14 protein-coding genes are annotated in these 14,811 nt (G+C 51.3%); 2 read left to right on the forward strand and 12 right to left on the reverse strand.

The features are described 5' to 3' along the window. Positions 1-84 precede the first annotated feature (84 nt). The 6 genes from DFER_RS02035 to pdxA all read right to left on the reverse strand — a co-directional run bounded on the left by DFER_RS02035 (position 85) and on the right by pdxA (position 9,271). Positions 85-1,467: a M20/M25/M40 family metallo-hydrolase gene (locus tag DFER_RS02035; protein ID WP_012780029.1), complete on the reverse strand. Its 1,383-nt coding sequence runs from the start codon at positions 1,465-1,467 to the stop codon at positions 85-87. A gap of 36 nt (positions 1,468-1,503) precedes the next feature. After that, entirely contained in the window at positions 1,504-3,825 is a 2,322-nt protein-coding gene (locus tag DFER_RS02040) for an efflux RND transporter permease subunit (RefSeq protein ID WP_012780030.1), read from the reverse strand. A 72-nt stretch (positions 3,826-3,897) separates the two neighbouring features. Next, positions 3,898-5,082 carry a class I SAM-dependent methyltransferase gene (locus DFER_RS02045; protein WP_012780031.1) on the reverse strand — a complete coding sequence of 395 codons (1,185 nt, stop codon included), beginning with the start codon at positions 5,080-5,082 and terminating at the stop codon, positions 3,898-3,900. Positions 5,083-5,153: 71 nt separating this feature from the next. Continuing rightward, positions 5,154-6,956 (reverse strand): tetratricopeptide repeat-containing sensor histidine kinase, encoded by a 1,803-nt coding sequence (locus DFER_RS02050; RefSeq protein WP_012780032.1) that lies wholly within the window; start codon positions 6,954-6,956, stop codon positions 5,154-5,156. Positions 6,957-7,262: 306 nt separating this feature from the next. Further along, positions 7,263-8,150 (reverse strand): YicC/YloC family endoribonuclease, encoded by an 888-nt coding sequence (locus DFER_RS02055; RefSeq protein WP_012780034.1) that lies wholly within the window; start codon positions 8,148-8,150, stop codon positions 7,263-7,265. A gap of 14 nt (positions 8,151-8,164) precedes the next feature. Next, on the reverse strand, positions 8,165-9,271 hold the full coding sequence (gene pdxA, locus DFER_RS02060) for a 4-hydroxythreonine-4-phosphate dehydrogenase PdxA (protein ID WP_012780035.1): 1,107 nt from the start codon (positions 9,269-9,271) through the stop codon (positions 8,165-8,167). 8 nt (positions 9,272-9,279) lie between these two features. Between pdxA and DFER_RS02065 the strand changes: the two genes are divergently transcribed. Next, positions 9,280-10,293, forward strand: coding sequence for a 2-hydroxyacid dehydrogenase (locus DFER_RS02065; protein WP_012780036.1), 1,014 nt, complete (start codon positions 9,280-9,282; stop codon positions 10,291-10,293). Between the two features lie 60 nt (positions 10,294-10,353). Here the strand turns inward: DFER_RS02065 and DFER_RS02070 are convergent, their stop codons facing one another. The 6 genes from DFER_RS02070 to DFER_RS30015 are packed head-to-tail and all read right to left on the reverse strand — an operon-like array spanning position 10,354 to position 14,020. After that, the gene (locus tag DFER_RS02070) at positions 10,354-10,920 is read right to left on the reverse strand and encodes a 50S ribosomal protein L25/general stress protein Ctc (protein WP_012780037.1); all 567 of its coding nucleotides are present in this window, start codon (positions 10,918-10,920) and stop codon (positions 10,354-10,356) included. A gap of 36 nt (positions 10,921-10,956) precedes the next feature. Further along, on the reverse strand, positions 10,957-11,901 hold the full coding sequence (locus DFER_RS02075) for a ribose-phosphate pyrophosphokinase (RefSeq protein ID WP_012780038.1): 945 nt from the start codon (positions 11,899-11,901) through the stop codon (positions 10,957-10,959). A gap of 38 nt (positions 11,902-11,939) precedes the next feature. Beyond that, positions 11,940-12,518 carry a phosphatase PAP2 family protein gene (locus DFER_RS02080; RefSeq protein WP_012780039.1) on the reverse strand — a complete coding sequence of 193 codons (579 nt, stop codon included), beginning with the start codon at positions 12,516-12,518 and terminating at the stop codon, positions 11,940-11,942. After that, positions 12,515-13,492 carry a tryptophan--tRNA ligase gene (trpS, locus tag DFER_RS02085; protein WP_012780040.1) on the reverse strand — a complete coding sequence of 326 codons (978 nt, stop codon included), beginning with the start codon at positions 13,490-13,492 and terminating at the stop codon, positions 12,515-12,517. Before trpS ends, DFER_RS02080 begins: the two co-directional genes overlap by 4 nt. Before the next feature lie 16 nt (positions 13,493-13,508). Next, a complete protein-coding gene (locus DFER_RS30815) occupies positions 13,509-13,802 on the reverse strand; it encodes a type II toxin-antitoxin system RelE/ParE family toxin (RefSeq protein ID WP_012780041.1) in 294 nt (97 codons plus the stop codon). Then, positions 13,799-14,020: a hypothetical protein gene (locus DFER_RS30015; RefSeq protein WP_012780042.1), complete on the reverse strand. Its 222-nt coding sequence runs from the start codon at positions 14,018-14,020 to the stop codon at positions 13,799-13,801. The genes DFER_RS30815 and DFER_RS30015 overlap by 4 nt, the downstream gene beginning before the upstream one ends. A gap of 116 nt (positions 14,021-14,136) precedes the next feature. Here DFER_RS30015 and DFER_RS02100 point away from each other — a divergent pair, with 116 nt between their 5' ends. Beyond that, a complete protein-coding gene (locus DFER_RS02100; RefSeq protein WP_012780043.1) occupies positions 14,137-14,808 on the forward strand; it encodes a DUF2461 domain-containing protein in 672 nt (223 codons plus the stop codon). Positions 14,809-14,811: the final 3 nt, after the last annotated feature.

Below are 14,811 nucleotides of genomic sequence, written 5' to 3' on the forward strand. Positions count from 1 at the left end.
CGAAAGCCCCTTTTGTTGCAATGAGGGCCAGCGGCCCGGAACATCTCCTATCCAGGGGCTTCAGCCCCTGGGGCAAGGACTGCCTTAGAGGCCATATTTATCGATAAGGTACAGCATGGAAGCCATGGCCGCGGCACCGAGTTCGAGCTCCCGCTTGCTAACTGCCTCGAATGTATCGTTCGCGGCGTGATGGTAGTCAAAATAGCGTTGCGAATCGGGCATAAGGCCGAGCAGAACCGTGCCCTGCTGCGCAAGCGGCCCAATGTCCGCGCCACCGCCGCCAGGGCCGAGCTCATGGACGCCATAGGCTGCGAACAATTTCGTCCATTGCTGAATTTTCGCCTTCTGCGCAGGCGTACCCACAATCCCGAAACCGCGCGGTGAGAACCCGCCGTGGTCCGATTCAATGGCTGCAACGTGCGTTTCTTTACGCGTTTTCACCGAGTCCGCGTAGGCTATGCCGCCTTTCAGCCCATTCTCTTCGTTCATAAACATCACCGCGCGCAAAGTGTGGTTGGGCTGGTAGCCCAATGCTTTCAGGATGCGCACCGCTTCGATGGACTGCACACAGCCGGAACCGTCGTCGTGCGCGCCCTGGGCAAAATCCCACGAATCGAGGTGACCGCCTATGGCTATGTACTTTGCAGGGCTCGTTTTGCCTTTCAGCTCACCGATCACATTATGCGATGCCGCGTCTGGGAGGGTTTCACAGTTTTGTTCGAAGTAAAATTCGGCTTCGGGATTGGCCTGCAAGGTTTTGCTGAGCAATTCTGCCCCGTTCGTGCTGATCGCCGCCGCGGGAACCATAGGCGCGCCTGCTGCGTAGCGCATGCTGCCTGTGTGCGGGAAGTCGTCGAGCCGGGTGGTCATCGAGCGCGTAATGGAACCGATAGCGCCCAGCTTGGCCGCCTCGCTCGCACCGGACGCCCGCTGCTCTACGGCACCGGCGTATGCCTCGAATGTATTGATTTTGGTCGGGTCCATCGGCCGGTTGAAGAACACGATTTTGCCTTTTACGTTTTCGGAGCCAAGGTCGCGGAGCTGCTGGAAGCTTTTTACCTCAATCACTTTTGCCCTGATACCGCCCTTCGGCGTGGCAATGGAGCCGCCCAATGCGGCAATGGCAACTTCGGTTTTCTGTTTGCCAACGATGATCTGCGCTTTCTCCTTCGCCCCGCGCACCCAGTGGGGCACCATCACGTTTTGCAGGAACACATTGTCAAAGCGCTCACCTTCCATCACCGATTTGGTATAAACTACCGCTTTGGCAGCGCCTGCCGAGCCGCTCAGCCTCGGCCCGACCTGTTTGGTAAGGTGCCGCAGCCATTCGTAGGCTTTGCCTTCGCCGAGCGCGGTGTCGTAAATTTTGCGGATAAAGACAGAGTCGGCCTGGAAGTCGGTTTGGGCCGAAACGGGCAGCGCTATCCCCGTAATGGAAAGGGATAGCGCTGTGAGGAATTTTTTCATGTATGAAAGGGAATTAATGTAGCAACGGCTAATATACTAGCTCGGTTTTACATTTTTTCCCTGCCGCTTGGCAATCGAGAGCAATAATGCAGGCAGAAGGATGAGGTTGGTACACATCGCTACAAGCAAAGTGATAGAAACCATCACACCCATAGCGGCCGTTCCGCCGAAGCTCGAAGCCGAAAAGATCGAAAACCCGCAGAACAGGATCACCGCCGTGTAAATCATGCTCAATCCCGTCCCGAAAATAGAAGCGGTTACGGCTTTGGAAGGGGAAAGTCCTTTTTTGTACAGCTCCTCGCGGTAGCGCGTGAGGAAGTACACCGTTCCGTCCGAGGCAATACCGAACGTGATGCTGAAAATCAGGATCGTGGTTGGTTTGAAATAAATATCAAAATACCCCATAATGCCGGCCGTTAATGCGAGCGGGATCAGACAAGGCAGTTTGGAAAGCAGGATAATGGGGATCGAGCGGAAGAGCACCATGCCGACGATCGCAATGAGGACGATGGCGATCAGCAAGCTCTCGTACAGGTTGCTGAGCAGGTAATCGTTACTTTTCAGGAACACAAGGCTGTGGCCGGTAAGGCTCACTTTGTATTGTTCCGGACTGAAAATCGAATCCACTTTGGGACGAATGCGGCCCATGAGCTCCTTAATGCGCTCAGAACCGACGTCGGCCATCTGGAAGCTCACACGGGTAACGCTTTTATCCTCGTTCAGGAACGAAGTAAGCTGCTTTGCCGCGCCCTCCTGGCTTTGCAGGTAAGGCGTCATTTTGTTCAATTCCAGCACGCCGGGCAATGCGTAGTATTTGGCATCGCCGCCGCGGTATCCCTGGTAGAGGAACTTCGAAGCCTCCACAATGGAAACAGGTTTCGAAAATTCCGGGAACTTGGCCATTTCGTTCTGGAATGCCTTGATTTTATAAAGCGTCTTGGCCTGATCGGCAAAAACACCATTCGGCTGTTTGGTGTTGATCATCACCTCGAACGGCAGCACGCCATTGAAGTTCTTTTCGAAGAAACGCAGGTCGGTGTAAACCACATCTTTCTTCGGCAAGTCGTCCACCACATAACCGATCGTTTTGATCTTAGTCATCCCGAATGCCGACACGACGATCATCACACCCATGGCAATGTAAATTTCCTTGCGGTGGTTATGCACCAGGCGATCCACCATTCTCAAAAAGCCCGCGGCCCATTTTCCGTCCAGGTGTTTCAGGTGGCGGGGCTTGGGTGTGCTCATGTAATGCAGGGTAATGGGCAAAAGCACGAGGCAAAGCACGTAGGTTACCATCACATTAATGGCCGCTACGACGCCGAATTCCACCAGCAGGATACTGTTTGTAAAATAAAACACTCCAAACCCGATGGCCGTGGTCATGTTGGCGAGGAAGGTCGATAGGCCGATCTGCCGGATCATTTCGCGCAGGGCCTCGTCCTTGTTGCTGTGCAATACGAGCTCAGCCTGATATTTGTTGATCAGGAACACGCAGTTTGGCACCCCGATCACAATGAGCAGGGGCGGAATGAGACCGGTAAGCGCCGTGATTTTGTAATTAAACAAATGCAATGTGCCCACCGAGAACACCACGCCGATCAGCACGACGGTAATGGAGAGCAATGTGAGGCGGAACGAGCGGAAAAACGCCCAGAGGATGAACAAGGTCACAAATACGGCCAGTCCCATGAAAAGCTGCATTTCGCCGGAGATCTTCTTCATGTTCACCGTCCGGATGTACGGCATGCCGGAATAGTGCAGGTCGGTATCGTATTTCGTGGCGAATTGCTCGGCGATCTTTTCAATATCATCGACGATCGTCAGGCGGCGCTTGGAATTGAGTTCTTTATCGTTGAAAGTGATGACGATCAGCGTTGCATTGGTTTTGCTGTTCAGCACCAGACCTTCGTAAATGGGCAGGGCGGCAATTTCTTTTTTGATGCTGTCGGCTTCTGCCTGCGTGGTGGGAATGTCGCGGATCACCGGGGCGAAGTCGAAGCGGGAGAGGCTATCGTTCCGGGCGATCTTGTAGACGTTGGCAAGCGAAAGGACGTTTTTGATTCCCTCCGTCTCCCGGATTTCCTGGGAGAGCTTGCACCAGTCGCGGAATTTGTTGATTTCGAAAAGTTGGGGGTCCTGCCAGCCGATCACCATTACGCTTCCGTCTTCGCCGAAAAGCTTGCGGAAATCCTGGTATTCTTTCTCTACGGGGTCGTTGGAAGGCAGAATGCGGGCGAAGTTGTAGGAGAGTTCAATTTTGCTGGCTTCGTAGGCCATGAAAACCGTCGATACTAACACTAGTGCAACCCACAAAAGCCGGTAGCGGATAATGTAAGTCGCTATTTTATTCCACATAATTGATTATTAGGTTCACAAAAAGTTGCAAATATAAGCTACCAGGATGGGAAAAGGGGCATTTTTGAGCCTTCAAATGCCCGCCAATCTTTCAAGGTGATGGTATTCAATGCCAAAGAACTGCTTAGCCTCCCTGATTTTTTCCAGCGCCGCGGCCTGCGATTTCTCACTTCTGTTTCCCTTTGTTCCCACGATGAGGACGTTTTTGGGCGTGTGGGCATCGGAAATAAATTCAAACACCTTCGTTTTGTAGCCGAAATATTCGAGCACCAGCGCACGAATGCCGTCGGTGACCATTTCCGCCTGTCTTTCCAGGAAAATACCGTGCCGGGTGAGGAAGCTCACGTCGTTCTCTGCCTTGTGCTGTTCTATCTGGCGGCGGATTTGCTTGTGGCAGCACGGCGCGACCACGATCAGGTCCGATTCCGCCTGGATACCCTTGAAAATGGCGTCGTCCGTAGCCGTGTCGCAGGCGTGGAGGGCAATGAGGATATTGGTACCCGCAGCATCGAACTGGTCGATCGTGCCTTCGCGGAAGGAGAGCCCTTCGAACCCCGCCTTCCGCGCGATCTCATTGCAGAGCGTTACGAGGTCGTTGCGAAACTCGATGCCGGTCACTTGCGGGTCCAGTTGGAGCACATTTCGGAGGTAGTCGTAAAGGGCAAATGTAAGATAACCCTTGCCCGAGCCCATATCGGCTACCCTTACCTGCCTGCCCGGTCCGATTTCCCGGATGAGGCTGCTCAGAATGTCGATATAATGGTTGATCTGCCGGAATTTGTCCTGCGCATTGTGAAACACATTGCCTTGCTGGTCGGTGATTTTCAGGTCAAACAAGTAGCCCTTCTCCGCCGGGGCGATGAGCCTATTTTTGGCCTTGTCGTGACTGAGCGAGGGCGCCTCCCGGCCTGACACGGCCTTTTTCTTCAAAGTAGCCTTGCCGCTTGGGTGCATTTCGAAGAGCGTGTCCGAATTGACGGTTTGCAACGTAGCCACGCGAAAATCGTTGCCCAGCCATTGCAGCAGCATTTGCTCCACCTCCTCAAAAGTGTGATTCTTGGCAATATCCCGCGTTTTATGGCGGTAGGTAAGGCTGAGCCGCGGCTCCTTTTTGATGAGAATCGGCTTGATGTAGATGTTTTTGAGTGTGTCGTCGGGCCCGCGGTAGTTTCCGAGGGAAAGTTTTACAAAAGTGCCGTTGTGCAGGCTGTCGCTGGTTTCTGAAATAAATTCACGCGCTTTTTCGGTAACGTTCATGAGGGTGCTTCAATCTTTTCTATAAGAGGTAACGACCAGAATGGGCCGTTCAGTCTCACCAGGCGGCAAAATCACCTGATGATCACTTTCGGGATCTCGATCTCGATGCGGATTCCGTGCTGTGCCTCGCTTTGGATTTGTATTTTACCGTGCAGGCTTTCTACGCGGCTTTTGATGTTTCTCAAACCGACCCCTTGCCGGTTCGGTTCGATCATGCCTGTGCCGTTGTCGCTCACGACGAGCACGATCGTTTTGACATTTTCCGTCAGGTCCACCGACGCCTGGGTGGCCCCCGAATGCTTGATAATGTTGTTGGTCAATTCAAGTACAATGCTGTACAGCTCAAACTCGATCTTGTTGTTGAGCCGGTTGTTCATGCCTGTCAGGTTGAAAGTGAAGGCGATGTTCTTGTTTTCGTTCAACTTGCTGATCAGCCGGTGCAATGCCATTGTGAGGCCATGCTCTTCGAGTTCGGCAGGCATGAGGTTGTGCGAGAGGCTCCTGACTTCCTTGTATGCCGCGCCGACCATCTGGTGGACGCTGTCGTAAATCTTCTGCTCTTCCTCGGAAAGTACCTTTTTGTCGATGCCGTACAAATACCAGTTCAGCGAAGCGAGCGTGCCGCCGAGGTGGTCGTGCAGCTCGGCCGCCACGCGTTTCCGTTCGATCGTTTGCCCTTCGATGAGCGCCGACTGGATTTCGGCATTCTTCGCACGGAGCTTTTTGTTGTTGAACCAAAGGAAGATCACAAACAGGATGGCGAGGCACGAGAAGCCGATCAGGAACCGCTGCACAATGCGCTGCTCGTTGATGATCTTCTGCTGTATTTCATTGTCCATCAGCTTATTGTCGTGCATGAGCTGGTACATCGTGTATTGCCGCTTGATCGTCTCGTCGTGGATCATACGCCGCACGAAATTGACGGCCTGACTGTAATCCAGCGCTACGTCGTACATTCCTTTGGCCTTGTACGAACGCGAGAGCGTCACAAGCGCCCAGTTGGTTTGCTGCGTCGAGTGGTAGATTTTGGAGTAGGCCAATGCCCGCAGCCCGGCCTCGATCGACTGGTCGTATTTTTTCTGGTAATAATAGGTGTTACTGAGGTCATTGAGGCAGTTGACCTCCCCATAACGGTTGCCGATCTTGCGGAAGAGCGCAATACTTTGCTGAAAATACTTCTCAGATTCGGCATAATGGGCGAGCCGCACGTGCATATAGCCGATGCTCTGCAAAACCGTCGCCCGGCCCCAGTCGGAATTCATTTTGTCGAACATCTCATAGGCCTGGTCGTAGAGTTTTACGGCCACGTCGTACATGCTTTTTTCGCGGTAGCAGTTGCCGAGGTTTTCGATACTCAGGGCAAGTGAGCTGTCGGCTTTCAGGCGGGTGAATATCTGCACCGCATGTTCGTAATTAATCCGCGAAGAGTCCCACTGCCGGTATTCCGAATAGCTTTCGCCCAGGAAACGTTTTCCGTGCGCCGTAAACATCGGCATGTTCAGTTGCCGCGACAAGGTGATCGTTTCATTGGACAATTCCCGCAGCACATCGTAGCTGCCGTCCAGCAGGTAATAGGTGCTCAAAAGGTTGTATGCCAATAGCTTTCCTTTACCCCACTGGTGTTTTTGCGAGAGACGCAGCACATGTTTCGAATAGAACATCGACTTTTCGGCGTCCTGAAAAAGGTACTCGGAAGCAAGCTTGTGATACTGATGGATGAGAACGGTGTCCTCCGCAAAACCTTCCTGCGGCTTGGATTCGACTACTTCTTCCGTCCGCTCCCGGCCGTTGTGCTGGCCGACTGTACTGCACTGGCTGGCCGAAAGCAAACATCCTAACGAGAAGAGGAGAATTAGTTTGTAGAATTCATTCATATATCGTTGATCCAATGATAGTTAGGTGCGCAGGGTGTATGGCTAGCAGGTTCGTTAATAAGGCGGTGCCTGATAACCTTTACTTACAAAAATATAGTCTTTTATGTAATATGTGTACGACGGCATCCAGCTTACGCGGATGCCGGCCCGCAGCTCAGCGGCTACGCGGCAGGTGTACGGGTGTGTGGAGTGGCAATGAGTGGTCATGCGCAATGCAGCATTGTGCATGACCCGTGCAGCCGCGCATTGCTGCGCGAGCGTGCGGATGTGGTTGGCTGAATAAGAAGTGAAGCCGCTCTTCCGGCGTCAGATGATGTTCATGGTTTGCTCCTTGATCTTTTCGAGCTCGTCCTTCATCTGAACTACCAGGTGCTGGATGGTGGCATCGTTAGCTTTGGAGCCTATGGTGTTAATCTCCCGGCCGATTTCCTGCGCGATGAAGTTCAGCTTCTTACCATTGCTTTCCGAAGCCTTCATCGTTTCGATGAAGTAGGTAAGGTGGTTGGCAAGACGGATTTTTTCTTCTGAAATATCGAATTTTTCGACATAATAGATCAGTTCCTGCTCGAAGCGGTTCGGGTCGAAGTTATCGTCCGTGAGCAGGTCGCGCACCTGTTTTTCGAGGCGCTCGCGAACGGCCGGTATGCGGGTCTTGTCCTGCTCAGCCACCTGGTCGAGCAGCGTCTGGATCGTTTTAATGTATTCGGCAAACTTGTCGCTGGTCATGCGGCCTTCCTGCTCTCTGAAAACCGTGCATTTGCGCAACGCTTCCAGCACCGCCACTTTAATCTGCGCCCAGTCGTTTTCCCGGCTCGATTCGTCCACCGTTTCGTTATTGTAAGCATTCGGCATTTGCAGCGCAATGCGGAGCAATTCCGTCCCGTCGGGCGCAAAGCCCAGGTTGGTCGCCGTTTCGGAAAGGTCCTCGTAATAGGCATTCACAAGCGCCCTGTTCACGGACGTGGATGCGATGGCTTTACCCACAGGCTGCACCGTAAGCGTGAATTCCACCTTTCCGCGTTCGAGCGACTGGGTGATCAGGTTACGGATTTCGATTTCCCTTTCGGAATAGTTGCGCGGCACGCGGCAGTAAATATCCAGGAATTTGGAGTTCAATGTCTTGATTTCCACCGTGACATTGATTGAATCGGATTCGATGTTGGATACACCGTATCCGGTCATTGATTTCAACATAAGGATGTGCGTTATTAGTTAAATCGCTGCTTTCCGCCGGATTTGGCCGGGTGCTGGCTTTCGGATGGTTGTGGTTTAGAGATCAGCGCATTCTTTTCCATTTCAGCATTGAAAGTGCGGAAGCGCGACACGTCGCAGGCCAGGTACAATGCCTGCAAGAGCGAGCCGGGTTCGGCCACGTTTTTTCCGGCAATGTTGTAAGCCGTTCCATGGTCGGGCGAAGTGCGCACCGCCGGCAGCCCGGCCGTGAAGTTCACGCCTTCGTTGAATGCGAGCGTTTTAAACGGGATGAGGCCCTGGTCGTGGTACATGGCCAGCACGGCGTCGTACTGGCGGTAAGTTCCGGCCGCAAAGAAGCCGTCGGCAGGGAAGGGGCCTACCACGAGGTGGCCTTTTTCCTTGAATTGCTTGATTACCGGCTGGATGATCTCGATTTCTTCGGAGCCCAGCAAGCCGTTTTCGCCCGCATGCGGGTTCAGGCCGAGTACAGCCAGTTTAGGTTTTTTTATACCAAAATCACCTTTCAATGATTGCAGGATCTGCTCGATCTTGGCTGAGAGCTTTTCGGGGGTAATGTGCTCGCGTACGTTTTGGAGCGGCATATGGCCCGTGAGCACGCCCACACGCAGGTCGCCGGCGACCATAAACATGAGCGCGTCGTCCTTTTCGAAAGATTGCGCGAGGAATTCGGTGTGGCCGGGGAATTTAAAATCGTCGTTCTGGATATTGTCCTTATTAATGGGGCCTGTGACGAGTGCCTGGATTCTGCCCTCTTTCAGGTCCTCCACGGCACGTTTTAAAGCAGCAAATGAACCCTGACCGGCCTCTGCGGTGATCTTTCCGGGCTGGATTTCGGTCTGGTGATCGTGCCAGCAGGTAATGACATTCGTCAATTTATGGTTGGCCTGTTCGGCTTTCTGGATACCGTGCAGGGTCCAGTCTTTCATTTCAAGCAGGTTGCGGTACTGGTTCAATACTCTCAGGGAGCCGTAAATGATAGGTGTGCACAATTTTGCTAACTGGTTTCCCTCTAATGCTTTAAGGATTACTTCCGGGCCAATGCCGTTATAATCGCCGATTGTGATCCCGATAACCGGTTTATCACTGTGTTGTTCGCTCATGTAGGTAAATGCTGTGGTATGTGTTCTGCTGCGTAATTCTGTATTACTTTTGCCGGACGGTTCAACCGGCAAGTTACAAAAAATCCCGTGCTACTATGAAAATCCTGATCGCAGACTCCATGCATCCGTCATTATTCGAGATGCTGGAAGCGCAAAAATGGGACTATGATTACCATCCTCAATACAAAAGAGAAGACATAAAGAATGCATTGCCTGCCTACGACGGGCTCATGATCCGCAGCAAGACTTTCCTGGACCGGGAAATGCTCGAAAACGCGAAAAACCTCCGTTTTATCGCGCGGGCCGGCGCAGGCCTCGACCTGATCGACCTGAATGTGGCCAGGGAGTTGAACATTGAAGTCTTCCACGCCGGCACAGGCAACCGCGATGCCGTGGCGGAACATGCGCTCGGCATGCTGCTGGCATTGTTCACCAACATTTTACGCGCCGACCAGCAGGTTAGAAACGGCATCTGGGACCGCGAGGGTAACAGGGGCGTGGAGCTCATGGGCAAAACAGTGGGCCTGATCGGCTACGGGAACAATGGCTCGGCTACCGCGAAGAGGCTCAGCGGCTTTGGCTGCAAAGTACTTGCGTATGACAAGTACCGTGATCAGTACGGCGATGCGTTTGCGGCAGAATCGTCGATTGAAGAAATCCAGCGCGAGGCCGACATTATCAGCCTGCATATCCCGCTGACCGACATTACCCGCCAACTCGTGAACGATGAATTCATCAGCGCATTTGCCAAGCCGTTCTATTTATTGAATTTATCCAGAGGCGAAGTGGTGCAATTAAAAGCAGTGACCAGTGCGCTGGAAAGCGGAAAAATCAAAGGTGCTTGCCTGGATGTGCTCGAAAATGAAAAGATCGGGAAGTTGACGCCGGAGCAGCAGGAGGTATTTGATTATCTGAAATCGTCGGACCGCGTTGTGCTTACACCGCACATTGCAGGCTGGACACATGAAAGTTACGTCCGGATCAATGAAGTACTGGTTGAACAAATCCGGAACTGGCTATAAACAAATATGCCGACCAATGGTCGGCACGTTTGCATCTATTAGCCATGAAAAATAAAATACTTACTTGCCAAGTGTACCGCGAAGCGCACGTGGGATATCAACTGATGCGATCGGATTACTTGTCGCTGTCAATATAACAAAATTTTCAGCTTTCAGTGCACCAACTTTAACAGATTTTCCTAAATCCAGCTCTGTTACATCAACATTTACATAGTCAGGGATGTTCTCCGCAAGACCTTGTACGCGCAATTTACGCAGTTTTTGGTTCATTTTGCCCCCTTTCATTACGCCGGTGGATGTACCAGTCAATTTGATAGGTACTTCAACTTTAATTTCCTTTCCGGGAATGATTTGCAGAAAATCCGCGTGGATCAGCGCATCGTTAACGGGGTGGTATTGTGTTTCCTGAAGAATCGCATTGTACTCGGTACCTTCGATGTTCAGGGTAACGTTAAAAATATCCGGTGTGAAAAGCAATTCACGGAACAACATGTTGGGTGCATAAAAATGCACTTGTTCGTCGCCTCCGTACAGCACCGATGGAACATACCCTTGAGCGCGCAAGTTTTGTGCTTCCACCTTGCCGAGATTCGCTCTTTTAAACCCTACAATCTCATGCTTTTTCATAAGAATTTTTTAGAATAAAGTTAAATAAAAGAAAATTTACTGATTATTTATAAACAATGAACTAATAGATTCGTGATCGCGGATCCGCCCGATTGCCTTTGCAAAAATTTCTGCAACAGACAGTACGCGGATTTTTTCATTATGTTGCTTAAGAGGAATTGTATCTGTTACAATCAGCTCTTCGAGCACCGAGTTGGCAATATTTTCATGCGCCTTACCCGACATGATCGCGTGCGTACTGATGGCCCTCACCGAAGTGGCGCCCTTATCGAGGATAATTTCAGCAGCCTTGCAAAGCGTTCCTCCCGTATCGATCAGGTCATCTACCAGTACCACATCCATGCCTTCCACATCACCGATCACCTGCATGCTCGCGATTTCGTTGGCACGTTTGCGGTGCTTGTCGCAGAGGATCATGTCCGCATTGAGGAACTTGGCAAAGTTCCGCGCACGGGCAGCGCCGCCCACGTCGGGTGATGCGATCAGAAGATTTTTGAGGTTCAGGGATTTGATATAAGGAACAAAAATCGAGGTTCCTTCGAGGTGGTCAACGGGCAGGTCCAGGAAACCCTGGATTTGTCCGGCATGTAAATCTATGGTCATCACGCGGTCGACGCCCACAGCTGTGAGCAGGTTTGCCACGACTTTCGCAGCGATCGCCACCCGCGGTTTGTCCTTTCTGTCTTGGCGGGCATAGCCGAAATAGGGGATTACCACCGTCACATAATGCGCCGAAGCGCGACGTGCCGCATCCACCATCAGCAGCAGCTCCATCAGGTTATCGGCCGGAGGGAATGTGGATTGGATCAAAAAAACGTCACAACCCCGGATCGACTCCTCGAAACTAGGGGACAATTCACCGTCGCTGAACTTGCGCAACGTGTAGCCTCCCAGCTCTTTACCATAATACCTGGCAATGTCTTTGGCCAAATATTCGGACTGACTCCCCGAAAATATTTTTACTGTATTGAATGAGCCCATGGCCAAACTAAAATTTGCGCAAAATTAAATAAAACCGGTTAATTAAGATAGTATCTTTTTAAAAAAATATAATAAAGCTGCACAAAGCAGTATCCTGTAAGCGCTCCCACAAGCCCTCCGACGAGGATATCGAGCGGATAATGCACGCCCACATAAATGCGGCTATATGCGTAAACAAGCGCCCACACGAATAGAAACGCCATTTGCGGGACTTTGTTTCGAAGCAGCCCGAACCATGCCACCGCCAATGCGAAACTCGTGGAGGCGTGCGACGACGCGAAGCCGTACAACCCGCCACAATCCGTCACGTGGTGCATCACCGTGTTGATCGTCGGGTCGTGGCAGGGGCGCAGGCGCAGGAAATAGGGTTTCATAAACCCCGAGGTGATCTTATCGGCCACCACCACGGCCAGGATTACCGTCAGCACCACCCAGCCGCCCTTTTTCCAGCCTTCCGCGCGGACGGTGAGTGTAATGAGCAGGATATAGAGCGGAATCCAGGTGTATTTGAACGTGATCCAGTACATCAGCGTATCGAGCCAGGGCGTGTGCAGGCCATTGAGCCATAAAAACAACTCCTGATCGGCGCGGACGATGCTTTGAATGGCGTCCGTCATGAACTGAAACCGAGTACTTTCCGAACCTTTCCGATCGTATCCTGCGCGATATCGCGGGCTTTGGCCTCGCCTTCGACAAGAATGCTTTCGAGCTCTTCGGTATTTTCCATATAATAATTGAAAATACGCCGCGGCTCGGCGAAAACGTCCATAAAGCATTCAAAAAGCGCCTGCTTGGCATGGCCGTAACCGTAGCCGCCATTGACGTAGTTGCTGCGCATGGTTTCGACATCCGCTTCGCTTGCCACAAGGCTGTAAAGCTGGAAAGTGATGTCGGAATCGGGATCTTTGGGCTCTTCCAGCGCTTTGGAATCGGATAGGATCTTTTTGGTGATCTTTTTCAGTTCGTTTTCGGGGAGGAAAATGTCGATGTAGTTATGGTACGACTTGCTCATTTTCTGCCCGTCGAGGCCCGGAATGGTCATAATGCGCTCGTCGATCTGCGGCTCAGGGAGCACCAGGATTTCCTCGCCGGCCAGGATATTGAATCTGTTGGCGATGTCCTTGGTCATTTCAAGGTGCTGCTTCTGATCTTTCCCGACCGGGATAATATTGGCATTATATAGCAGAATATCAGCCGCTTGCAAAACCGGATAGGTGAAGAGTCCCGCATTCACATCGGCCAGTTTCTCAGACTTGTCTTTGAAAGACGTCGCATTGGCCAGCATCGGGAACGGCGTGAAGCAGTTGAGGTACCAGCCCAGCTCGGTATGCTCCTGCACGCGCGACTGCCGCCAGAAAACATTCTTTTTATAGTCGAAACCGAATGCGAGCCACGTAGCGGCAATGGCGCGGACGTACTCGACGCGTTCAGTGCCGTTTTTCAGCGTGGTGAGCGAATGGAGGTCGGCAATGAAGAAAAAAGATTCGTTCTGTGGGTTTTTAGAGAGTTCGATCGCAGGTTTGATGGCTCCCAGGATGTTACCCAGGTGAGGTCGCCCGCTGCTTTGAATGCCTGTTAGGATTCTGGCCATTTATTACTATTGATACTTAGTTACGTGATGTTGGATTGCGGCGGTTGTCCCAGAAATAAAGTAAAAGAATATGATCCTCCTTTATTTCGTAAAACAATGAACATTGTTTTGTGAGAAACCCTCTGCGTATTTCCTGTCTTGATTTAGAAGCTTTGTACATCAAGGGAAACGACGATATCTGTTTCAGAACATCCCTGGTTGTCCGAAAGAACTTCCGGACCTCTTTTTCAGACCAATTCAGTTCTAAGTGTGTGATGATCTCATCAAAGGTATCTTCTGCCTCGGCCGACCAATGAATGGGTAAGCTCATAAATACTTGCTGTACTTGGCCATAACTTCGTCGTGAGGCTTCGTCTGACCTGCCATTGCCTGTTTCTGCGCTCGATCTATTCCATCCTTCACATGGTCAGGCAGTTCGTCCCAAAAGTCTGTTTCTCCCAGCCTCTTTTGGATATCCTCCCAATCTTTCAAAGAGATATAAACACCAGTTCTTTCTCCGTTCTCATTCGACAAATACTGCACATTCATAGCTATCAACAGGTTAGCGATTCCAGATGAACTTTGCCCTTAACTACTTCCCAAAATTCGTTAAATTGAACCAGAAAACGTAGTAAATTTGAATTTTATACCTTCACCAACACGACATGGATTCTAAAACGCTGCACTTTCTCAGTCAATTAGCAGAAAACAATAACAGGGAGTGGTTTCAGGAAAATAAGAAATTATACGAGGCCGCGAAGGCCGATATGGAGAAGCTCGTCGGCTATCTCATCGCCGAGGTCGGCAAGTTTGAGGACCTGGGCAATGTGCAGGTCAAGGACTGTATGCTGCGCATTTACCGCGATGTGCGTTTTTCCAAGAACAAAGACCCATACAAGAAGAACCTGGCAGCGGGTATCGGTCCGGGCGGGAAAAGTTCGGGCAAGATTGACTATTACCTGCAAGTGCAGCCGGGCGACCAGACGTTCCTGGGGGGCGGCATGTGGGAAGTTACTACCGAGCAGCTGGCGCGTTTCCGCCAGGAGATCGACTATAATGCACAAGAGCTGAAAGCGATCATCGGAGAAAAGGAATTTCATGCGTATTTTCCTGAAATTCATGGTGATAGTCTGAAAACCATGCCGAAAGGTTATTCCAAAGACCATCCGGAAATTGAACTGCTGAAACGCAAACAGCTGTTTTTTATGCATCGCTATACCGATAAGGAAGTGGCTTCCAAAGACTTCGGTGATCAGGTTTTGAAAGGCATCCAACTTTTGAAACCCTTTACCGATTATATGAATTATGTATTGTACGAAGAGGCGGAAGAGCACTGATCC

The sequence above is a fragment of the Dyadobacter fermentans DSM 18053 genome (assembly GCF_000023125.1).
Lineage (GTDB): Bacteria > Bacteroidota > Bacteroidia > Cytophagales > Spirosomataceae > Dyadobacter > Dyadobacter fermentans.